General features: G+C 63.8%; 17 protein-coding genes and 2 riboswitches. Of the genes, 4 read left to right on the top strand and 13 right to left on the bottom strand.

What is annotated here, in order from left to right:
- Positions 1-130: 130 nt before the first annotated feature.
- From ACN6NG_RS19065 to ACN6NG_RS19055, 3 genes are all read right to left on the bottom strand, one after another.
- Positions 131-907: a ParA family protein gene (locus ACN6NG_RS19065; protein WP_063427048.1), complete on the bottom strand. Its 777-nt coding sequence runs from the start codon at positions 905-907 to the stop codon at positions 131-133.
- Between the two features lie 128 nt (positions 908-1,035).
- The gene (locus ACN6NG_RS19060) at positions 1,036-2,607 is read right to left on the bottom strand and encodes a sensor domain-containing diguanylate cyclase (RefSeq protein WP_063427046.1); all 1,572 of its coding nucleotides are present in this window, start codon (positions 2,605-2,607) and stop codon (positions 1,036-1,038) included.
- Positions 2,608-2,672: 65 nt separating this feature from the next.
- On the bottom strand, positions 2,673-3,152 hold the full coding sequence (locus ACN6NG_RS19055; protein ID WP_016500449.1) for a hypothetical protein: 480 nt from the start codon (positions 3,150-3,152) through the stop codon (positions 2,673-2,675).
- 130 nt (positions 3,153-3,282) lie between these two features.
- Between ACN6NG_RS19055 and ACN6NG_RS19050 the strand changes: the two genes are divergently transcribed.
- A complete protein-coding gene (locus ACN6NG_RS19050) occupies positions 3,283-3,780 on the top strand; it encodes a GNAT family N-acetyltransferase (RefSeq protein WP_016500448.1) in 498 nt (165 codons plus the stop codon).
- A 131-nt stretch (positions 3,781-3,911) separates the two neighbouring features.
- Positions 3,912-4,226, top strand: a complete 315-nt coding sequence (locus tag ACN6NG_RS19045; protein WP_229609169.1) for a hypothetical protein — start codon at positions 3,912-3,914, stop codon at positions 4,224-4,226.
- Between the two features lie 122 nt (positions 4,227-4,348).
- On the opposite strand, the gene ACN6NG_RS19040 is transcribed toward ACN6NG_RS19045, so the two are convergent.
- From ACN6NG_RS19040 to ACN6NG_RS19010, 7 genes are all read right to left on the bottom strand, one after another.
- Positions 4,349-5,686 (bottom strand): OprD family porin, encoded by a 1,338-nt coding sequence (locus ACN6NG_RS19040; protein WP_474315525.1) that lies wholly within the window; start codon positions 5,684-5,686, stop codon positions 4,349-4,351.
- Positions 5,683-6,117, bottom strand: a complete 435-nt coding sequence (locus tag ACN6NG_RS19035) for a pseudoazurin (RefSeq protein ID WP_258656381.1) — start codon at positions 6,115-6,117, stop codon at positions 5,683-5,685. The genes ACN6NG_RS19040 and ACN6NG_RS19035 overlap by 4 nt, the downstream gene beginning before the upstream one ends.
- A 17-nt stretch (positions 6,118-6,134) precedes the next feature.
- The gene (locus ACN6NG_RS19030; protein WP_016500444.1) at positions 6,135-6,923 is read right to left on the bottom strand and encodes an ABC transporter ATP-binding protein; all 789 of its coding nucleotides are present in this window, start codon (positions 6,921-6,923) and stop codon (positions 6,135-6,137) included.
- A complete protein-coding gene (locus tag ACN6NG_RS19025) occupies positions 6,920-7,936 on the bottom strand; it encodes a FecCD family ABC transporter permease (protein WP_016500443.1) in 1,017 nt (338 codons plus the stop codon). The genes ACN6NG_RS19030 and ACN6NG_RS19025 overlap by 4 nt, the downstream gene beginning before the upstream one ends.
- Positions 7,936-8,946 carry an ABC transporter substrate-binding protein gene (locus ACN6NG_RS19020; protein ID WP_474315521.1) on the bottom strand — a complete coding sequence of 337 codons (1,011 nt, stop codon included), beginning with the start codon at positions 8,944-8,946 and terminating at the stop codon, positions 7,936-7,938. Before ACN6NG_RS19020 ends, ACN6NG_RS19025 begins: the two co-directional genes overlap by 1 nt.
- A gap of 110 nt (positions 8,947-9,056) precedes the next feature.
- Positions 9,057-9,254: riboswitch (cobalamin riboswitch) on the bottom strand.
- A 28-nt stretch (positions 9,255-9,282) separates the two neighbouring features.
- Positions 9,283-10,449 carry an acetyltransferase domain-containing protein gene (locus ACN6NG_RS19015; protein WP_403004514.1) on the bottom strand — a complete coding sequence of 389 codons (1,167 nt, stop codon included), beginning with the start codon at positions 10,447-10,449 and terminating at the stop codon, positions 9,283-9,285.
- 143 nt (positions 10,450-10,592) lie between these two features.
- A complete protein-coding gene (locus ACN6NG_RS19010) occupies positions 10,593-12,719 on the bottom strand; it encodes a TonB-dependent receptor (RefSeq protein WP_474315518.1) in 2,127 nt (708 codons plus the stop codon).
- Between the two features lie 110 nt (positions 12,720-12,829).
- Positions 12,830-13,036, bottom strand: a riboswitch (cobalamin riboswitch).
- Positions 13,037-13,196: 160 nt separating this feature from the next.
- Here ACN6NG_RS19010 and ACN6NG_RS19005 point away from each other — a divergent pair.
- Positions 13,197-13,943, top strand: a complete 747-nt coding sequence (locus ACN6NG_RS19005; RefSeq protein WP_474315515.1) for an outer membrane beta-barrel protein — start codon at positions 13,197-13,199, stop codon at positions 13,941-13,943.
- Between the two features lie 132 nt (positions 13,944-14,075).
- On the opposite strand, the gene ACN6NG_RS19000 is transcribed toward ACN6NG_RS19005, so the two are convergent.
- The 3 genes from ACN6NG_RS19000 to lpxO all read right to left on the bottom strand — a co-directional run bounded on the left by ACN6NG_RS19000 (position 14,076) and on the right by lpxO (position 16,222).
- A complete protein-coding gene (locus ACN6NG_RS19000) occupies positions 14,076-14,645 on the bottom strand; it encodes a GNAT family N-acetyltransferase (RefSeq protein ID WP_059395103.1) in 570 nt (189 codons plus the stop codon).
- Between the two features lie 78 nt (positions 14,646-14,723).
- Positions 14,724-15,068, bottom strand: coding sequence for a carboxymuconolactone decarboxylase family protein (locus tag ACN6NG_RS18995; RefSeq protein ID WP_013973174.1), 345 nt, complete (start codon positions 15,066-15,068; stop codon positions 14,724-14,726).
- A gap of 254 nt (positions 15,069-15,322) precedes the next feature.
- On the bottom strand, positions 15,323-16,222 hold the full coding sequence (lpxO, locus tag ACN6NG_RS18990; protein ID WP_353455077.1) for a lipid A hydroxylase LpxO: 900 nt from the start codon (positions 16,220-16,222) through the stop codon (positions 15,323-15,325).
- A gap of 158 nt (positions 16,223-16,380) precedes the next feature.
- On the opposite strand from lpxO, the gene thpR reads away from it, so the two are divergent.
- Positions 16,381-16,926 carry an RNA 2',3'-cyclic phosphodiesterase gene (gene thpR / locus ACN6NG_RS18985; protein WP_063427034.1) on the top strand — a complete coding sequence of 182 codons (546 nt, stop codon included), beginning with the start codon at positions 16,381-16,383 and terminating at the stop codon, positions 16,924-16,926.
- The last annotated feature ends 2 nt before the right edge of the window (positions 16,927-16,928 follow it).

Raw genomic sequence — 16,928 nt, 5'->3', positions numbered from 1 at the left:
ATCTACCATCCGGATGAACGGTCGGGTAGTGCTTTTACTGCAAGTTTTTGGGGGCAGTCCAGGCAACCGCGATCTCCTGTGGGAGCGGCCTTGTGTCGCGATAGGGGCGCAGAGCGCCCCCCAGGGTCTATCAGGCCGCCCGCTCCAGCACATCCAGCAAATCGACAAACTCCATCGCCAGTTTGTGCCGTGGCGCCAGGTGCACCAACGGCACTGACGCCTGGTGCGATTCACGCATCTTGATCGAATTGCTCAGGTACACCGGCAGCACCGGCAGGCCTTCGCTGCGCAACTGGTCGACCAGGGTCTGGTGCAGGGCGGTGCGCCCGGCGAACTGGTTGACCACCACACCTTCTACCTGCAACGCCGGGTTGTGGTCCTGGCGCAGTTCTTCGACCTCGGCCATGACACTGTGCAGGGCCTGACGCGAGAAGCTGTCGCAGTCGAACGGGATCAGCAGGCGCTCTGCCGCAACAAGCGCGCTGAAGGTGTAGAAATTGAGCGCCGGCGGGGTGTCGATGTAAATCCGCTCGTAATCCTCGCCCAGTTCCACCAGCAACTTGCGCAGCTTGTTGATCTTGAACTTGCTCTCAAGCTTGCTTTGCAGGTCGCTGAGGTCGGGGCTGGCGGTGACCAGGTGCAGGTTGCTGTAGCGGGTTTCGGTGATCGCCACCCGGTGCTTCTTGCCGGCCGCCGTGACCGGTGACAGGGTCTGGCGGAAGAAATCGGCGATGCCTGCAGGAATGGCGTCGTTGACCAGGCCGGTCAGGTAGTAAGTGGCATTGGCCTGCGGGTCGAGGTCGACCAGCAAGGTCCGATACCCCTCGGCGGCACTGGCAGCGGCGAGGTTGCAGGCGATGCTGGACTTGCCGACGCCACCTTTCTGATTGAAAACCACACGACGCATGAGACGCTCATCCATGAAATGAAAATGTCAGGTTGTGGTCAATCCTATGACCGGAACAAGACAGTTTTATGACAAAGATTGTTACAACAATCACTTTCATCGTTGGCTGTACCTGCGCAGAGGCCGGTTCAGGCAATAGCTACCCGGTTACGCCCCTCCTGCTTGGCCTGGTAAAGCGCCCGGTCTGCCTCGCTCAATGCGTCCATGGGCCCGCTGCCAGCCTCGCCATCCCAGCGTGCCACCCCCAGCGAAACCGTCACCGCGCCCACCGGCTGCACGGGCGTATCCTGCACCGTGACCCGCAGCCGCTCGGCCACCACGGCGGCCACGTCCAGGCTGGCCCCCGGCAGCAGCATCAAGAATTCCTCGCCGCCGGTGCGGCACAGCAGGTCGCCCTCGCGGCAGCAGCGGCGCATCAGCTCTGCCAGGCGGCGCAGCACCTGGTCGCCGACCTCGTGCCCATGGTTGTCATTGACCTGTTTGAAATGGTCGATGTCCAGCACGATGGCCGCAAAGGCGCGGCCTTCGGCTTCCAGCAATGACAGGCTGAATTCCAGGCTGCGGCGGTTGCCCAGGCCGGTCAGCGGGTCGGTCTGGGCGTCACGGTTGAGCCGGCCGATGCGCTCCTGCAGCAGGTTCAGCCCGATCAACAGGGCGCGCTTGAGTTCGGCTGCCTCGAAGTACCAGGCCCGCACGCGATGCAAGCGCTCGGCGGTGCCAGCACGGTCCATCGCTCGGGCACCGGCAGCCAGTTGCCACAGCGGCCGGGCGATGGTCATGGCCAGCCACCACAGCAGCAGGCAGCCCACCAGCGCCAGGGGCGCAGAAGTGCCCACCACGTTGAGGATCAGGTGGTTCAGTGGCGTCACCGTCTGCGCCAGCGGTTGCTGCGCCACTACCCCCCAGCCGGCGCTGGGTACAGTGGCAAACCCGGCGAGCATTTCCACACCCTGGCTGTTGGTCAGTTGCCGGGTACCGTTGTTTAGGGTCGCCAGCTGGTCGATCAGCGCATTGCCCTCCACCACTGTGCCGACCCGTTCGCTATCGGGGTGATACAGCAGGCGGCGGTTGCGGTCGACCACATACAGGTACGAACCGTCCTTGTAGAAATGTTCGCCCAGCAAGCTGTTGAGGATGTTGCGTTCACGCAGGTACAGGCTGCCACCGACATACCCCATGTAGCGACCGTTGCTGTCGAAAACGGGTTGCGACAGCGCCACCACCAGGTTGTCGGCCGCCGAAAGGTAGGGTGTGGAAACCAGCGGGCGGCGTTCTTGCAATGCTTCCTGAGCGCCGGGCGACTGTACGTGGCTGCCGAGCAGGTGCCGTAGCGGGGCAGGGGATACTGCCAGCAGCACGCCGTTGGCATCGATCACGAAGGTGGAGTTGAAGGCCATGCTCTGGCTCAATACACGGTCGGTCTCCACCAGCAGCGCAGCGGCATCGCCCAGCTGCCGGCCTTGTACGCCGGCGCTGAAGGCCAACTGCTGCTGGGCGTTGCCGATGAAGGTTTCGGTGATGCTGGCCAGCTTCATCGCATACACCCGGTTGGCTTCCAGGGCGTGGTCGATCAGCAGCTGGCGCTGCACCCGGTAGCTGGCGAAATAGCTGGCGCACAGCATGACCAGGGCGGTGAGGGCGCAAAGCACCAGAATGAGTGTGCGTAGATCCAGGCGCAATCCGTGCTTGGCGTGTGGCAATCCTGACCTCGGGTGATTGAAAGTAGCGACGACCTTTCGCGCTAGGGGGGGATGGGGCGCCGCGTTCAGGAACCAGGCCTGTCCAGTGCGTTCAGCTCGTCTTCCACCTGCTGCATGCGCCGCTCCACCAGCGCTTGCACCTTGACGTCGCGGGCGGTTTCGCGCATCAGCGCGGTGAGTTTTTCGCTCAGGCGCTTGCCGGCTTCGGTGTCTTCCAGCGCCCTGGCCTTGGCGGGGTCCTGGGTGGCGGCAACGATGGTGGCAAATTCGGCGTCGCTGAAGTTCTTTTCGCTGTACAGCCGGAACAAGTCCTGGCGCTGGTCCTCGACGGTCAGGTACTTGCGCAGTACATCCTGGATGGTGGCCTGCGACAGCTGCGGATGAGTGCGGCCCAGCAGCGTGGCCATGCGCTCGATGTTGTGGGTGTAGGCATCCTGCAGCGGCAGCTGGGCGAGGATCTGATCTTCGCGGGAGGGCTTCTGGTCGCAGGCGGTGAGGGCGGCAGTCAGCAGCAGGGGCAACAGCAACTTCTGGAAGCGAGGCATGGCGTGGCCTGGTCGGGCAGTGAAGACTGCCGATTATACCGATGTCCGCCTGGCCACGACGAGCTTTGTGATTTGCCTTGAACGGCGCGCTGCGGTAGAACCGTGCCCTCCAACCACTGCCAGCAGCCCCATGCCGAACTGGACCCTGCAACCTGTGGCGCGCGTCGCCATTGCCGAAGTCGTGGCGTTTGTCGATAACGCTCGCCGCGAGCTCTTCCCGATGCTTGCGAAGGCGCCATTGCCGCACGACCTTGCGCATTTTGCCGACACCTACCTGGACGGCGCGGGATGCTTTCTTGAGGCCCGTGATGACGGGCGGCTGGTCGCGGTGATCGGCTACGTGCCCTATGACCACCGCTTTGCCCAGCTTGATTACCACGCTGAGCGGGTAGTCGAAGTGGTACGCCTGTTCGTGCTGCCGGCCTACCGCCGGCATGGCCTGGCTGCCGCGTTGTTCGGCGCGTTGCGCGAGCGGGCGGAGCAGGCAGGCATCGGCTGCCTGTACCTGCATACGCATCCGTTTCTGCCGGGTGCCATTGCGTTCTGGGAGCGGCAAGGGTTCGCGGTGGTGGATGTGGAGCAAGACCCGGTCTGGCAGACTACGCACATGCACTTGCGATTGCCCTGACCTGTGGGAAAGCGCCTACAGCGGCGCTTTTGGCGTGATCGACGCGTTCATTTCAAAACCGGCCCGGCTTGCTTACCTTCCCCTGTGCACGGCTTGCTCACTGCACCCGAGGGAGACTCACGATGCCATACATGGCCCTGTACAAACTCAAGCTGCTGGACGAATTTGAAGAGCGTATTGACCGGTGGACCTTTGCGGATTTTGAAAAAAGGTTGATAGAACTGTGGCGGGGGGCGACCTACCATGACGCCAAGGGCATCATCAATGCGGCGCACAAGGAACGCCGTTGGCCGAGGGTGGTGAAGCGGTATCTGCTGACCAATTACCAGGTGTTTGGCAACGTCAGTTCAGAGCTGGAACGGGCGTTTGCCGAGGTGCTGGTCGCGATGAATGAACAGGAGCGGATGGAGTGGGGGTTGTTGCCTGCGGGTAGCTCGCTCGCATGACAGAGCCTGGGCGGCTCCTAGAGGCGTCGCGCAGCCCGGGTTTTTCGCGATGCCTGTAGGAGCGGCCTTGCTTCGCGATGGGCTGCAAAGCAGCCCCCGGCTCCATCAGGCAACTCGATCTATCAGAACCCCCCGGACAACGGCCACTCCACCGCCAACCGTATCTGGTCCCCGTCCAGCTCAGCCTGCGCCGTGTTCCCCCGGTGCACGTTATGCCTCACCGAGAACGTCGTCCCCTTGGCTTTGCCGCTCTGCACCACATACCGCGCCTCCAGGTCGCGCTCCCAATGCTTGCCACCCTTGCCATACCCCAGGTACGCATACCCGCCATTGGGGTCGACATGTGTGCCGTCGATATCGAACCCCCTCACGTACAGCGCCGTGAGGTTCAACCCCGGCACCCCATAGGCCCCCATGTTCAGGTCATAGCGTGCCTGCCAGGACTTCTCGTTCGGGGCGTTGAAGTCCGACATCTGCACGGCGTTGGCAATGAAGATTGCCCCTCGCGTCACGTAGTCGAACGGGGTGTTGCCGTCGACCTGCTGCCAGCCAAGGCTGAAACCGTGCGGCCCCTGGCTGTAGCGCGAGACCAGGCTCCAGGTGGTGTTGTCGATGCGCCCGGACAGCGCCTTGCCAGTGTCTGTGGTGCGGTACAGGTTGAGGTCCAGGCTGATGCTGCGTCGGTCATCCAGCGCATGGCTGAGGGTACTGCCCAGGTAGTGCTGGTTCCAGCTGTTTTCGTAGCGCGAGGTATAAAGGCTGCCAGTGAACGCTGCGCCGGGGTTCCACACCACACCGGCCAGGTCGAAACTGTTGCCTTGCTTGCCGTTGGAGTAGTTCACCACGAAGCCCTTGTCGTGGCTGGAGGCATTGCGGTCGGTGCTTTCGTTGAAGTGCCCGGCCAGCAGCTTGAGCGTGTCGAAATCGTTGCTGGTGAGGAAGAACCCTGTAGCGGTTTCGGGCAGCAGGCGGCTGTCGGAAGAGCTGAATACCGGGGTCTTGACCCGTTGCTCGCCATAGGAGAGCACGGTATTGGACGCCCGCAACTTCAGCGCTGCGCCTGCACGGCTGTATTCGTTTTTCGGGTGCCCATCGTTATCTACCCCCAGCAGGCGCGCTTTGCCTGCGCGCCCGCCGCCACTGTCGAGTTGCACGCCCAGATAGCCATGGGCATCGACGCCAACACCGATCAGGCCCTGGGTGAAGCCGGACTGAAATGTCCCCATCAAACCGTAGCCCCATTCCTCGGCCTTGCCATTACGTTCGTTGCGCGGTTTGTAGGCATTGCGCGCGGCACTGTTGCGCCCACCGTGCTTGTAGTCGCGTTGGTCGAATACGCTGCGGTTGAGGATGCTCCAGCTGCTGCCTTCGACAAAACCGTTGCTTTGCGACTGCGCGGAGTCGGCCAGGGCCAAGGGCGACAAACCCAGCAACGGCAACGCCAACAACAGCCGGTTCATCGCGCGGCCTCGAGCTTCTGCAACTGGGCCGCGAAGCGGGCATGCGCCCGTGCAGGCAAGCTGGCTGGCAATTCGGCAGCCGGCGCATCACCCACCTGGATCACCATCACCATGCCCATCGCCAGGTGCGGAATGCACTGGATGCCGTATACGCCCGGCACGCTGAAGGTTTGCTCGAACGGCTGGTTCAGTTTGCTCTTGAAGGGTTCGGCGCCGGTGGGCAGCAGGCCGGGCACGCTGGCCGCATTGTGCCCGCTCTGGGTGGGCAGAAAGCGCACGGTGTCGCCGGGGGCAATGCGCAGGTGGTCCGGCTCGTACACCATGGCGCCTTCGCTGCCGCGGTTGAGCATTTTCACTTCATGCACCTCGGCCAGTGCGGCGGGGGCAAGCAGGGCGCTGGCAAGCAGCAGGGCAACAGGGCGCAGCAGCATCAGTAGAACTTCCTGGTTCAGGGGGCGCGAAAACGCAGGATGCGCGCGCCATCGAAGGGGTCGGTGAGGTAGCGGGCATGTACGCCGAAGGTGCACAGCAGGCGCTCGGGGGTGAGGACGTCGAACGGTTTGCCAAGGGCGACCAGGTGGCCCTTGTCGAGCACCGCGACGCGGTCGCAGGTGAGTGCCTGGTTGAGGTCGTGCAAGGCCACCAGCGTGGTGACCGGCAAGGCTTGAACCTGCTGCAGCAGGCTTAGCTGGTGCTGAATGTCCAGGTGGTTGGTCGGCTCGTCCAGCAACAGTACCTGTGGCCGTTGCGCCAAGGCGCGGGCGATGTGCACGCGCTGGCGCTCGCCGCCCGACAGCGAACCCCACAGGCGTGTGCGCAGGTGCAGGGCGTCGAGGTCAGCCAGGGCCTGCTCGACGATGGCACGGTCCTCCCCAGAGAACGGTGCCAGTGCCGACAACCAAGGCGTACGGCCCAGGGCAACGGCATCGAACACACTGATTGCATCGAGGGTGTCAGCCTGTTGCTCAACCAGCGCCAGGGCCTGTGCAACACGGCGGCGGGGCAGCTGTGCCAGCGGTTCGCCCAGCAGTTGCACGCTGCCGCTGGCCGGCTTGCGCAGCCCGGCCAGCAGCTTGAGCAGTGAGGATTTGCCGGAGCCGTTGGGGCCGACAATGCCCAGGGTTTCACCTGCTACAACGTGCAGGTCGATATCGCGCAGCACGGTATTGCCGGCCAGTTGCAGCCCCAGGCCCTGGCAGCTCAGTGGCGCAAGCTGTGCAGCGATCATGACCGTCATGAGTGCCCTCGGCGGCTGACCAGAATCAGTGCGAACACCGGTGCACCGATCAGTGCGGTTACCACGCCCACGGGAATCACCTGGCCTGTAATCAAGGTGCGCGAAAGGACGTCGGCGGCAATCAGGAACAGTGCGCCGCCCAGTGCGCTGGCGGGCAACAGGCGGCTGTGCCCGGGGCCGAGCAGCAGGCGCAGGGCATGCGGGATTACCAGCCCGACAAAGCCGATGGCGCCGACGATGGACACCATCACCGCCGTGACCAGTGCCGTGCAACTGATCAGCAGTAACTGGGTGCGCCGCACCGGGATGCCCAGCGATGCAGCCGAATCGGCGCCGAAGGTGAAGGCGTCCAGCGCGCGGCGGTGCAACAGGCACACCACCAGGCCGAACAGCGCCACCGGCACAGCCAGCCACACGGAAGGCCAACGCACGCCGCTGAGATTGCCCAGTAGCCAGAACAGGATGCCGCGTGCCTGTTCGGCGGTGGCCGACTTGGTGATGAGAAAAGCGGTGAGGGCGGTGAACAGTTGCGAGCCGGCGATGCCGGCGAGGATCACCTGCGCGTTGTTGCTGCCTGGGCCGGCCGCGCGGGCCAGTAGCAGCACCAGGGCGAACGCAGCCAATGCACCGATGAAGGCGCCACCGGACATGCTCAGCGCCAGGCTACCCAGGCCCAGCAGGCCGACCAGCACTGCACCGGTCGAGGCGCCGGCCGACAAGCCCAGCAGGTACGGCTCGGCCAGCGGGTTGCGCAGCAGCGCCTGGAGCACCACACCGCAGGTGGCCAGGCCGGCACCGCAGGCTGCAGCGACCAGGGTGCGGGTCAGGCGGTAGTTCCAGACGATGCCGGCGTCGATCGGGTCAACCGGGTAGCCGGCCTGCCACAGGTGGTTGGCCAGCACCTGGCCGACCACGCTGGGTGACAGGTTGGTCTCACCGATGGCAGTGCCGGCCAGCAAGGCGGCCAACAGTGCCGCCAAGGCGATTGCGATGCAGGGTAACAGGCGAATCATCACTGGGCCGCTTTACCGCTGGCGAAGGCGGCGGACAGAGTCTGCAGGCCACGGAACAAACGGATGCCGGCCTGCATGGCGTCGGCGTCGAGGACGATGATGCGGTTGTGCTTCACCGCGTCCATGTTGCGGGTTACCGGGTCGTTGCGCAGGAATTCCAGCTTTTTCTGGTAGTCGTCGGCGGGGAAGCGGCGGCGGTCCATGCGGGCGATGATCAGCCAGGTGGGGTTGGCCTTGGTCAGGGTTTCCCAGCCTACGGTAGGCCACTCTTCGGTGGACTCGACCACATTGCGCACGCCCAACGTGCGCAGCATGAAGTCAGCGACCCCTTGACGGCCCGCCACGTAAGGGTCGATGTCGAGGTCGGCGCTGGAGAACCAGAACAGTGCCGAAGTGGTGGACAGGTCCTTGCCGGCCAGTTGTGCCTTGGCGCTGTCCAGGCGGCCTTTCAGCTCGGCATTCAACGCAGTGCCGCGGTCCTGCACATCAAAGATCTCGGCCAGCTGGCTGACGCTCTTGTAGATGCTGCTGACCTGGAACGCCTGCAGGCGGGTACCGTCGGCGCCGACCAGGTTGTCCTTGCCTTCGCAGTCCGACGGCAGCAGGTAGGTGGGGATCTTCAGTTCATCGAACTGCTCGCGGGTGCCGACCACACCCTGGGCGCCGACCATCCATTCGAACTGCACCGTTACCAGTTGCGGGCGCTTGCCGACCACGGCCTCGAAGCTGGGGTCGTTGTCGGCCAGGCGCGGCACCTTGTCGTTCTGCGCCTGGTACTCGGGCAGCACGTTGTTGAACCACAGCGAAGTGCCCGCCAGCCTGTCGCCCAGCCCGAGTGCGTAGAGCATCTCGGTGCCGGCCTGGCCGATGGTGACGGCGCGCTGCGGCGCCTGGGCGAAGGTTTGCGGTTTGCCGCAGTTCTCGACCGTGAGCGGGTAGTGGGTGGCAGCGGCCTGGGCCAGGCCAGTAAGGCCAAGGCCGGCGAGCAGGGTGGCGAAACGGGGCAGCATGCTGGGCGATCTCCTATCGGACAGTTCGGGTGAGGAACGCACGGACAGGCATCGCCGAGCCCCGCCGATGGCAGGGGCAACACTGATGGCCAATCCCGGACACCCCGCCGGTTGGTAAATGTAGGCCGGCAGGTCTCCTGACTGGTGCGTCATGGCCCGGCTCCGGCCTTCCCGGGCGCGTGGCCCAGTGGCATCGATGGAGCAGGCTCGGCACCTACAGTTGCGGGGGCAGTTCCGTTTGGCCCGTATTGACGGGCCTGGGATTCCCTATTAATTCCGTGGTGGAAACCGGCGGCCCGCATGGTAGACCATCGCGCCGCCGGGTGAAAACGCTTTTCAGAAGTACTTCAGCCAGGTGATGTCGCGGCGGCGCGCTTTCAGGCGGGCGAACCCGCGCACCGGCAAGTACAGCGAAACCGCCAGCGCCGCTGCACCCAGCCACACCGCCGTGATGCCGTCGAAACCGAAATAGTCGCCATGGTTGAGGCCGAACAGCGCCACGCAGGCCAGGTACAGCAGCTTCAGCACGTACAGGTGCAACAGGTAGAAGAACATCGGTGCTGCGCCAAACACTGCCAGCGCGCTGATCCACCGGGCCTGGCCGGCGCGCTCGAAGGCGCGCAGCAACAGCAGGCCGCAGCCCAGGGTCAGGGCCAGGAACAGCAGTGACGGCGGGTATTTGGTGATGTTGAAGAAGCTCATCACGGTTTGGGTGAGGGTCGGGTAACCGCTCCACGGCGCCTCGCCATAGCCGTTGAACAGGCGCAACACGACAAAGCCGAGCAATGCGATCAGCCCAGTCAGCAGCAGGCGCTGCTGGCGTTGGCCGGCCAGGCTGCCACGGGCGAACCAGGGCCCCAGCCCATAACCCAGGGCGATGACGCCGATCCAAGGCAGCACCGGGTAAGACGTGCGCAGGCGCAGGTTTTCGGAGAACTCAAGCCAGCCACGGTCGTGCAGGATTGCCCATGGCACGTGCAGGGCAGACTCCACGCCAAAGTGCAGGCCGTCGAGCAGGTTGTGGCCGGCGACAATGACTGCGCCCAGGGCGAGCAGGGCGGCACGTGGCAGCCATACCAGCAGCGACAGGGCGATCATGCTGACGCCGATGGCCCAGATGACTTGTAGGTAGATGACGCTAGGGGGCAGCTGGAAGGTCCAGGCGAAGTTGACCAGGGTGAATTCCAGCACCACCAGGAACAGCCCGCGCTTGAACAGGAACGCCGAGACATCGCCACGGCCCTGGTGTTTTTCGCCATACAGCCAGGCCGACAGGCCGGTCAGCAGGACGAACACTGGCGCACACAGGTGGGCCAGGGTGCGGCTGAAGAACAGCGAAGGCTCTGTGGCGTCGATGGTCATCGGGTCGCTGACCTGGCGGTGCAGGTAGAACGTTTCGCGGACGTGGTCCAGAAGCATGAACAGAATCACCAGGCCGCGCAGGGCATCGATGCTCTGCAGGCGCTGGGTGATCAAGGAGGGCGTGGCGCTGGCGCTTGTCATGGAGGGTCGCTGATAGGAATGAATGTCATGTGAAATGTTATCTTATAACTAATTGGTTAGAGGTGGGTAGGGGTTTTTTGTGTTACCTGTGCCGGCCCCTTCGCGGGCGAGCCCGCGAAGAGGCCGGCACAGGCAGGCTCAGATCAGAAGCTGTAATCCACCGTCGCAAAGTACGATCGTGGCATCCCCATCAACCACTGCTGCCCACTGAACGCCGACTGCACATATTCACGATCAAACAGGTTGTTCAACTGCAGCCCCAACTTCACATCCGGCAGCACCTGCCAGGCGATGTTGGCATCGACCACGGTGTACCCGGGGGCGCTCTGGGTATTGGCGGTATCGGCATAACGCTCATCTACGTAGCGCGCACCAATGCCGGCCTCTACCTGCTGGCCGAAGCCTTTGCTCAGCCACAGATTGGCGGTACGCCGTGGCACGTTGGCCGGCCGGTTGCCGGCGCGGTCCTGCGCTACGCCGCCGACCATCTCGTCGAAATCGTCATACCTGGCGCGCACCAGCGACGCGTTGGCCGACACCTGCCACTGATGCGCCAATGCCAGTTCCAGTGTTGCCTCAAGGCCATCGGACGTCTGCTGCCCAGCTTGTTGCTTCTCGTGGGTGATCGGGTCGTCCACCAGCAGCTTCTTCTTGACGATGTGGTAGGCGGCCAGCGTCCATTCGCCACGGCCGTCCCAGAAGCGCTGCTTGAGGCCTACCTCGGTCTGCTTCGCCTCGGTCAGGTCATAGTGCATCTGGGTGGGGCTGAGGCTGATGAGGTTGTTGACCCCCTCCTGGCTGGTGGAGTACTGCCCGTACAGCGACAGGTCGTCGGTGGCGGCGAACACCAGCCCGGCGCGCCAGTTGCCACCTTGCAGGCTGCGGTCGCTGCGGCTGTCGTTGGTCAGGTTGGTGCGGTCGATGTGGTTCTGGTCGCGGCGCACGCCGGTGACCAGCGACAGCCGGTCGCTCAGCTGCAGGCGGTTTTCGGCGAACAGGGCAAAGGTGTGGGTGCTGGACAAGGTTTGCGGGCGCAGCGGCGAGGCGCTGTGAAACCAGCCCGGTTCTGGTTGCCAGGGGTCGATGTAGTCGCCGCCCACATCGTTGTAGGGCGCGTTGCTGTCGACGTTGAAGCGGACCTTGTTGTATTCCGCGCCGACCACGGTCTTGCTGGCCAGGCCGAACACGCTGTGGTCAAAGGTGAAGGTCTGGCGGTCGCCGAACTGTTCCTGGTTGTGCTTGATTTCCAGGTAGCTGCCGCGCTGCAATTGCTGGCGCTCGGCGTCCCAGCTGTAGTCTTCGGCGTTGCGCCAGTGGCGGCGGCTCTTGATGTAGTACAGCTGATTGCTGGCGCTGACGTGGTCGTTCAACGTCCAGTCGGTGGTCAGCCGGGTCCACTCATCGACGTAGTGCTGCACGTCGTTCTGCACGTTGTAGTTTTTCTTGCGCAGGCTGCTGCGGTAGTGCCCGTCGATCAGCGGGGTGCCGTAGTAGTTGGCAGGCTCTGCATCGCCACGGTCGTGGGCAAGGGTGAAGCTGAGGTCGTCACTGGCATCGAAACGCAGCGCGGCACTCAGGGCCAGGCTGCGCGAAGTGGTGCGGTCGACCCAGCCGTTGCCGGCCTGCTGGTTGAGGGTGAGGCGATAGCTCAGGCGCTCGCTGAGGCTGCCGCCGCTGTCCAGGCCCAGTTGCTGGCGGTCCCACGAGCCGTAGCCCAGGCGCAGGTGGTTGCGCACCTCACCGGCAAACGGTTTTTTCGGGATCACGTTGATCACCGCGCCGGTGGCGCCTTCGCCATGCAGTACCGAAGCCGGGCCGCGAATCACATCGATGCGTTCGACCATCCACGGGTCGACCGGGAACGTCTGGGTGCCGGCACCGGTGTAGAGGCGTGCGCCGTCGAACAGGGTCATCACCGAACTGTGGCCGGCAAAGCCGCGGGCGGACAGGCCGGTGCCGCCGTCGCCCGGGGAGCCGACGAAGGTGATGCCCGGCGACCGCGTTACCGCATCCTGCACGGTGAGGTTGTTGCGCTGCTGAATCTGCTCGGCGCTGATGCTGCTGGTGCTGGCCGGTGTTTCCAGGGCGCTGAGGCCAAGGCGCGAGCCTGCCTGGGTTGGCGTGGCCAGGTCGATGGCGCGGCTGTCGAGGGTGTCGGTGATGGCCGTGGAGGGCAAGGCCAGGGGTTGCGGGTCACGGTCATCGGCCAGCACCGGCAGGGCGACGGCCAGGCAGGCCGCCAGGGGGTGAAGCTTGAACATACGGGACATGTCGTTCCACTGCTGCAGGAATGAATGGATCCCGGTGGAAAACACGCAAAGGCGAACCATGCAGGCAGGCGCGCGCACGGATTCCGGCCTGCGCCCGCCCACCGCGGGTTGCCAAGTGACGCTCCAGGCCGGTCTCCGGGCTTGCGAGGGGCATGACACCTTCACCTTCCCATGCATGTGCACAGTGGTATCTCGAAGGGGTCGCTCGCTTACCGTTGCGGGGGCAGCGCCGGACTTGTCGTGGGTTACACGACGCACCGGCTTCCCGTTTCACCCTGCGCGCGGCGGCGAAGGGCACCTGAAACTGGCGCGCATCTGACCACTGAAACGCTGGGGCGTCAAATGTTGGCGTGCCATGAATCCTGCGATAAAACACAAGGTTGCGGCTTTTTACTGATTTTTTTTCGAACTTTTTTGGCGACGTTTGTCTCGAACCGCACGTTCGCCTTTCGTTATCAAGTCATGGAGACTTCCCGCATGCCTGCTCGTCAACTGTTGCGCCACACCTGCCTGCTCGCCCTGATCGCCGCGCCGCTGGCCGCCACCGCCGCGCCCAGCACCGACCCACTGTTCACTCTCGGTCTGCAGGGCGCCTACGACAAGTTCAAGTTCGAAGGTGGCAGTGAAAGCGACAAGGAACACATGGGCCAGGGCGGCGTGTTCGCCACCTTCGGCAACAAGCTGACAGCCGAATCCGGTTTCATCTACCAACTCGGCGCCGAAGCCAAATTCGGCAAGAAGAACGACAACAAGCTGAAGGAGGCCCAGGCCGACCTTGACCTTGGCTGGCGTGCGGCGCTGGACGCTCGCAACTTTGTCGACGTGACCGTGGGCGGCGGCTACAGCTGGTCGCGCTTCGAGCCGGAAATCAACGACCTCGATACCAAGCTCACCGTGAAATCGCCCTTTGCAAAGGCGGCATTGGGCTACAACCACCAGTTCGACGCCTCGACCTTGCGCGTGGAAGTTGGGGCACGCCACACCCTGGACGGCCGCGCGCGGCTGAAGGTTGACGACTTTGGTAGCGACACGGTCGACCTGAAAGACCGCACCAACCCATATGCCGAAGTGACGTTGCTGATGAACCAGCAGGGCGCTATGCCGGTGCAGGCGGGGGTTTATTACACCCGCACCGAATACAAGCTGGATGAAGACTCGCCAGCAGCAGACAACACCAAGCTCAAGCGTGACGAGTTTGGGGTGAAGGTGGGCTTGGCGTTCTGAAACTGAGCGTTTAGCAGGCCCGGCCTCTTCGCGGGCTTGCCCGCTCCCACAGGGACCGCACAGTCTTTGAATGCTGCGCAGTACTTGTGGTAGCGGGTTCACCCGCGAAGAGGACTCGCCTGCGAGAGAAGGTCAGCGCCCGCGACGGCGCGACACCCGTGCCTCGATATTCTTGCGCCCGATCAGCAGTGGCGGCTTCTCCACCACCGGTTCATCCGCCAGCCACTTGTACATCACCAGGCAGTCCACCAGCCCCAGGCGGGCATGGCGATAAGCCTTGGGCAAGCGCCCGACCGTTTCGAAGCCCAGTTTGTGCCACAGTGCCACCGCGACTTCATTGCTGGCCACTACCGAGTTGAACTGCAGGGCCAGAAAGCCCTCTTGGCGTGCCAGCTTCTGCGAGTGCTCGCACATCAGGCGCGCCACACCCCGGCCACGTGCCTGTTCGCACACCATGTAGCCGCAGTTGCCCACGTGCGCGCCAGGCCCGGCGGCATTGGCCTTCAGGTAATAAGAACCCAGCAGCTCGCCATCCTCTTCGGCCAGCAGCGTGTGCAATGGCAGCTCCAGCCACAGCTGACGGGCCTGATCGATGCTCAGGGCGGGGTCGTATGCGTAAGTTTCAGCGGCCTGGACAATGGCCTGGAAGGTGGGCCAGAAGCGCTCGAAGTCTTCGGCTGTCATGGGGCGAATGTGGATCATGCGGGTTCCTGCAAGGGCTGGGCCGCCAAGTCTGTGGGGCGCGGCGCCGTCGCGCAAGGGCGACGACGCCGTTTGTGCCTAGCCGTTGGCCTTGCCCACCGCATCCATGGCCCGCGCCGAGTACACCAGCGCAGCACCGGCGTTCATCGCCACGGCCACGCCGAGGGCTTCGGCAATTTCCTCGCGGCTGGCACCGTGCTTGACCGCCTGCTGCGAATGCACGGCGATGCAGCCGTCGCAACGGGTGGTCACGGCCACGGCCAGTGAGATCAACTCACGCGTCTTGGCGTCGAGGTGGTTGGTCTTGGCTCCCGCACCGCTGGCGGTCATGTAACCTGCCACGGTGTCGGGGGACAGTTGCTTGAGATCGCCGATGCCGGCCATCAACTGCTTACGGTAGGCGTCCCAGTCCATCATGCTCATCGTCTTCACCTTGTGGTGGTTGCGAGTGGAGCTTTCAGGCTAGTCGAAGAGTGGCAGGAGCGAGGCTTGTACTTTGGTGGGTGTGCAGCACTACTTGTGAGGGCAACTGTCTTGCACCATCACTCATGCTGCCGCAGCACCTGTAGGAGCAGCCTTGCGCTGCGAAGAGGCCAGTAAGGCTAAAGATTTTCTTCAGCTGCAATGGCCTCTTCGCAGCGCAAGGCTGCTCCTACAGACGGGAGCGCGCTGAGCATTCAGATGTAGATGAACACCAGCACCAGCGCCGCAACCACTGCCCACTTTTCCAGGTAATAGCGCATGCGGTTGCGCTTCTTCAGCGCCTTGCCGCGTTCACGGATCTTGTAGATGCGGGTGAACAAGCGGTTGATACCGCCGGTCTTGTCGCCGTCACCGTTAGGCGCGGCGGCAGCGGCCATGACGTTGCGGCTGAACCAGCGGTTGAACGCAGTTGCCCAGCGGTACTTGAGCGGGCGCTCGACGTCACAGAACAGGATGATGCGGTTGTGCTCGGTGGTGTTCGCCGCATAGTGGATGAAGGTTTCATCGAAGATCACACCCTCGCCATCGCGCCAGGAATACTTCTCGCCGTCCACGTCAATGTAGCAACCGTCGTCGTTGGGCGTGTCCAGGCCCAAGTGATAGCGGTACGAACCGGCATACGGGTCACGGTGGCGCACCAGCTTGGCGCCTGGCGGCAGGGTGGCGAACATGGCGGCCTTGACCGTGCCGATGCCTTGCAGCAGCTCGGTGGTGCGGGGGCACAGGGCCATCGCCGATGGGTGGCTCTCGCCATACCACTTCAGGTAGAAGCGCTTCCACCCGGTCTTGAAGAACGAGTTGAAACCGACGTCATCGTAATTGTCGGACTTCTTGATTTCGCCCACGTGCAGCAACTGGCGGCCTTCCTCGCGGATTTCCTGCCAGTGGTCCTGCAGCGGCTTCAGTTCGGGGAAGGCTTCGACCGGCAAGTAAGGCTTGGCCGGGAGCTTGGAAAACAGGTACAGGAAACTGTTGACCGGGGCCAGGAAGCTGGAGTGGTCGCCCAGCTGGCGGGTCAACTTGTGGCGAACCCGACCGCGCAGGTGCACGTAGGCAATCGAGAGGGCGAAGATAAGTACGAGTGCAATTTTCATGGACGTTTACTTGTCGAAAAATGGCCATGCGCCATGGCATAAGCCCGCCAGCATAAACAATCATGGGGGTAGTTTGTACTTATTGTTACGAAACGCCGGGGCGACATTGGTGTAATGCCCTACAGTCTTGCGCAAACGTTTCACGTCACGGAGTTGGTATGGTTCAGGATATACGCCCCAGCGGTAGCCCGTTCAAACGGCTGTTTTTCGCCCTGCCGGTCAGCGATGCCCAGCGTGGTGCCTTGGCCCAGTGGCGGCGGGGGCTGGACCTGCGCAGCGGCAAACCGGTGCCGGCGGCCAACTTCCACGTCACGCTGTTGTTCCTCGGCGATGTGGATACCGCCCAGGTGCCTGCGATCTGTGCGGCAGTCGATCAGCTGGCGCTGCCGGCCATGGCACCGCGGCTGTTGCTTGACCGCTTGCAGGTGTGGCAGCGGGCCGGCGCGCTGGTGCTGGAGCCACAGCAGACACCGCCTGCCCTGTTGCATCTGGTGTACGGCTTGCAGCAGGCACTGTTGCCGTTGGGGGTGGAGGCGGCCAACCGTGAATATCGGCCACACTTGACCCTGTCCAGGGATTACCGCGGGCAACCACCCGAGGCCAGCACCGCGCCGGAGTTCTACCTCTCCGCGCGCCACTTCACGCTTTACGAGTCGCGCAAGGGCGCTTACCGGCCCTTGGCGCAGTGGCCGCTGGCAGATTGACC

Source organism: Pseudomonas sp. TSO6, from assembly GCF_056098905.1.
The sequence above is the reverse complement of the archived record's forward strand: the minus strand, read 5'-3'. Positions and strand labels throughout refer to the sequence as shown.

Coding starts and splice junctions, on each gene's coding strand:
- ACN6NG_RS19065 (WP_063427048.1), bottom strand. CDS start 907: ATGCGTCGTGTGGTTTTCAATCAGAAAGGTGGCGTCGGCAAGTCCAGC.
- ACN6NG_RS19055 (WP_016500449.1), bottom strand. CDS start 3,152: ATGCCTCGCTTCCAGAAGTTGCTGTTGCCCCTGCTGCTGACTGCCGCC.
- ACN6NG_RS19050 (WP_016500448.1), top strand. CDS start 3,283: ATGCCGAACTGGACCCTGCAACCTGTGGCGCGCGTCGCCATTGCCGAA.
- ACN6NG_RS19045 (WP_229609169.1), top strand. CDS start 3,912: ATGGCCCTGTACAAACTCAAGCTGCTGGACGAATTTGAAGAGCGTATT.
- ACN6NG_RS19040 (WP_474315525.1), bottom strand. CDS start 5,686: ATGAACCGGCTGTTGTTGGCGTTGCCGTTGCTGGGTTTGTCGCCCTTG.
- ACN6NG_RS19035 (WP_258656381.1), bottom strand. CDS start 6,117: ATGCTGCTGCGCCCTGTTGCCCTGCTGCTTGCCAGCGCCCTGCTTGCC.
- ACN6NG_RS19030 (WP_016500444.1), bottom strand. CDS start 6,923: ATGACGGTCATGATCGCTGCACAGCTTGCGCCACTGAGCTGCCAGGGC.
- ACN6NG_RS19025 (WP_016500443.1), bottom strand. CDS start 7,936: ATGATTCGCCTGTTACCCTGCATCGCAATCGCCTTGGCGGCACTGTTG.
- ACN6NG_RS19020 (WP_474315521.1), bottom strand. CDS start 8,946: ATGCTGCCCCGTTTCGCCACCCTGCTCGCCGGCCTTGGCCTTACTGGC.
- ACN6NG_RS19015 (WP_403004514.1), bottom strand. CDS start 10,449: ATGACAAGCGCCAGCGCCACGCCCTCCTTGATCACCCAGCGCCTGCAG.
- ACN6NG_RS19010 (WP_474315518.1), bottom strand. CDS start 12,719: ATGTCCCGTATGTTCAAGCTTCACCCCCTGGCGGCCTGCCTGGCCGTC.
- ACN6NG_RS19005 (WP_474315515.1), top strand. CDS start 13,197: ATGCCTGCTCGTCAACTGTTGCGCCACACCTGCCTGCTCGCCCTGATC.
- ACN6NG_RS19000 (WP_059395103.1), bottom strand. CDS start 14,645: ATGATCCACATTCGCCCCATGACAGCCGAAGACTTCGAGCGCTTCTGG.
- ACN6NG_RS18995 (WP_013973174.1), bottom strand. CDS start 15,068: ATGAGCATGATGGACTGGGACGCCTACCGTAAGCAGTTGATGGCCGGC.
- lpxO (WP_353455077.1), bottom strand. CDS start 16,222: ATGAAAATTGCACTCGTACTTATCTTCGCCCTCTCGATTGCCTACGTG.
- thpR (WP_063427034.1), top strand. CDS start 16,381: ATGGTTCAGGATATACGCCCCAGCGGTAGCCCGTTCAAACGGCTGTTT.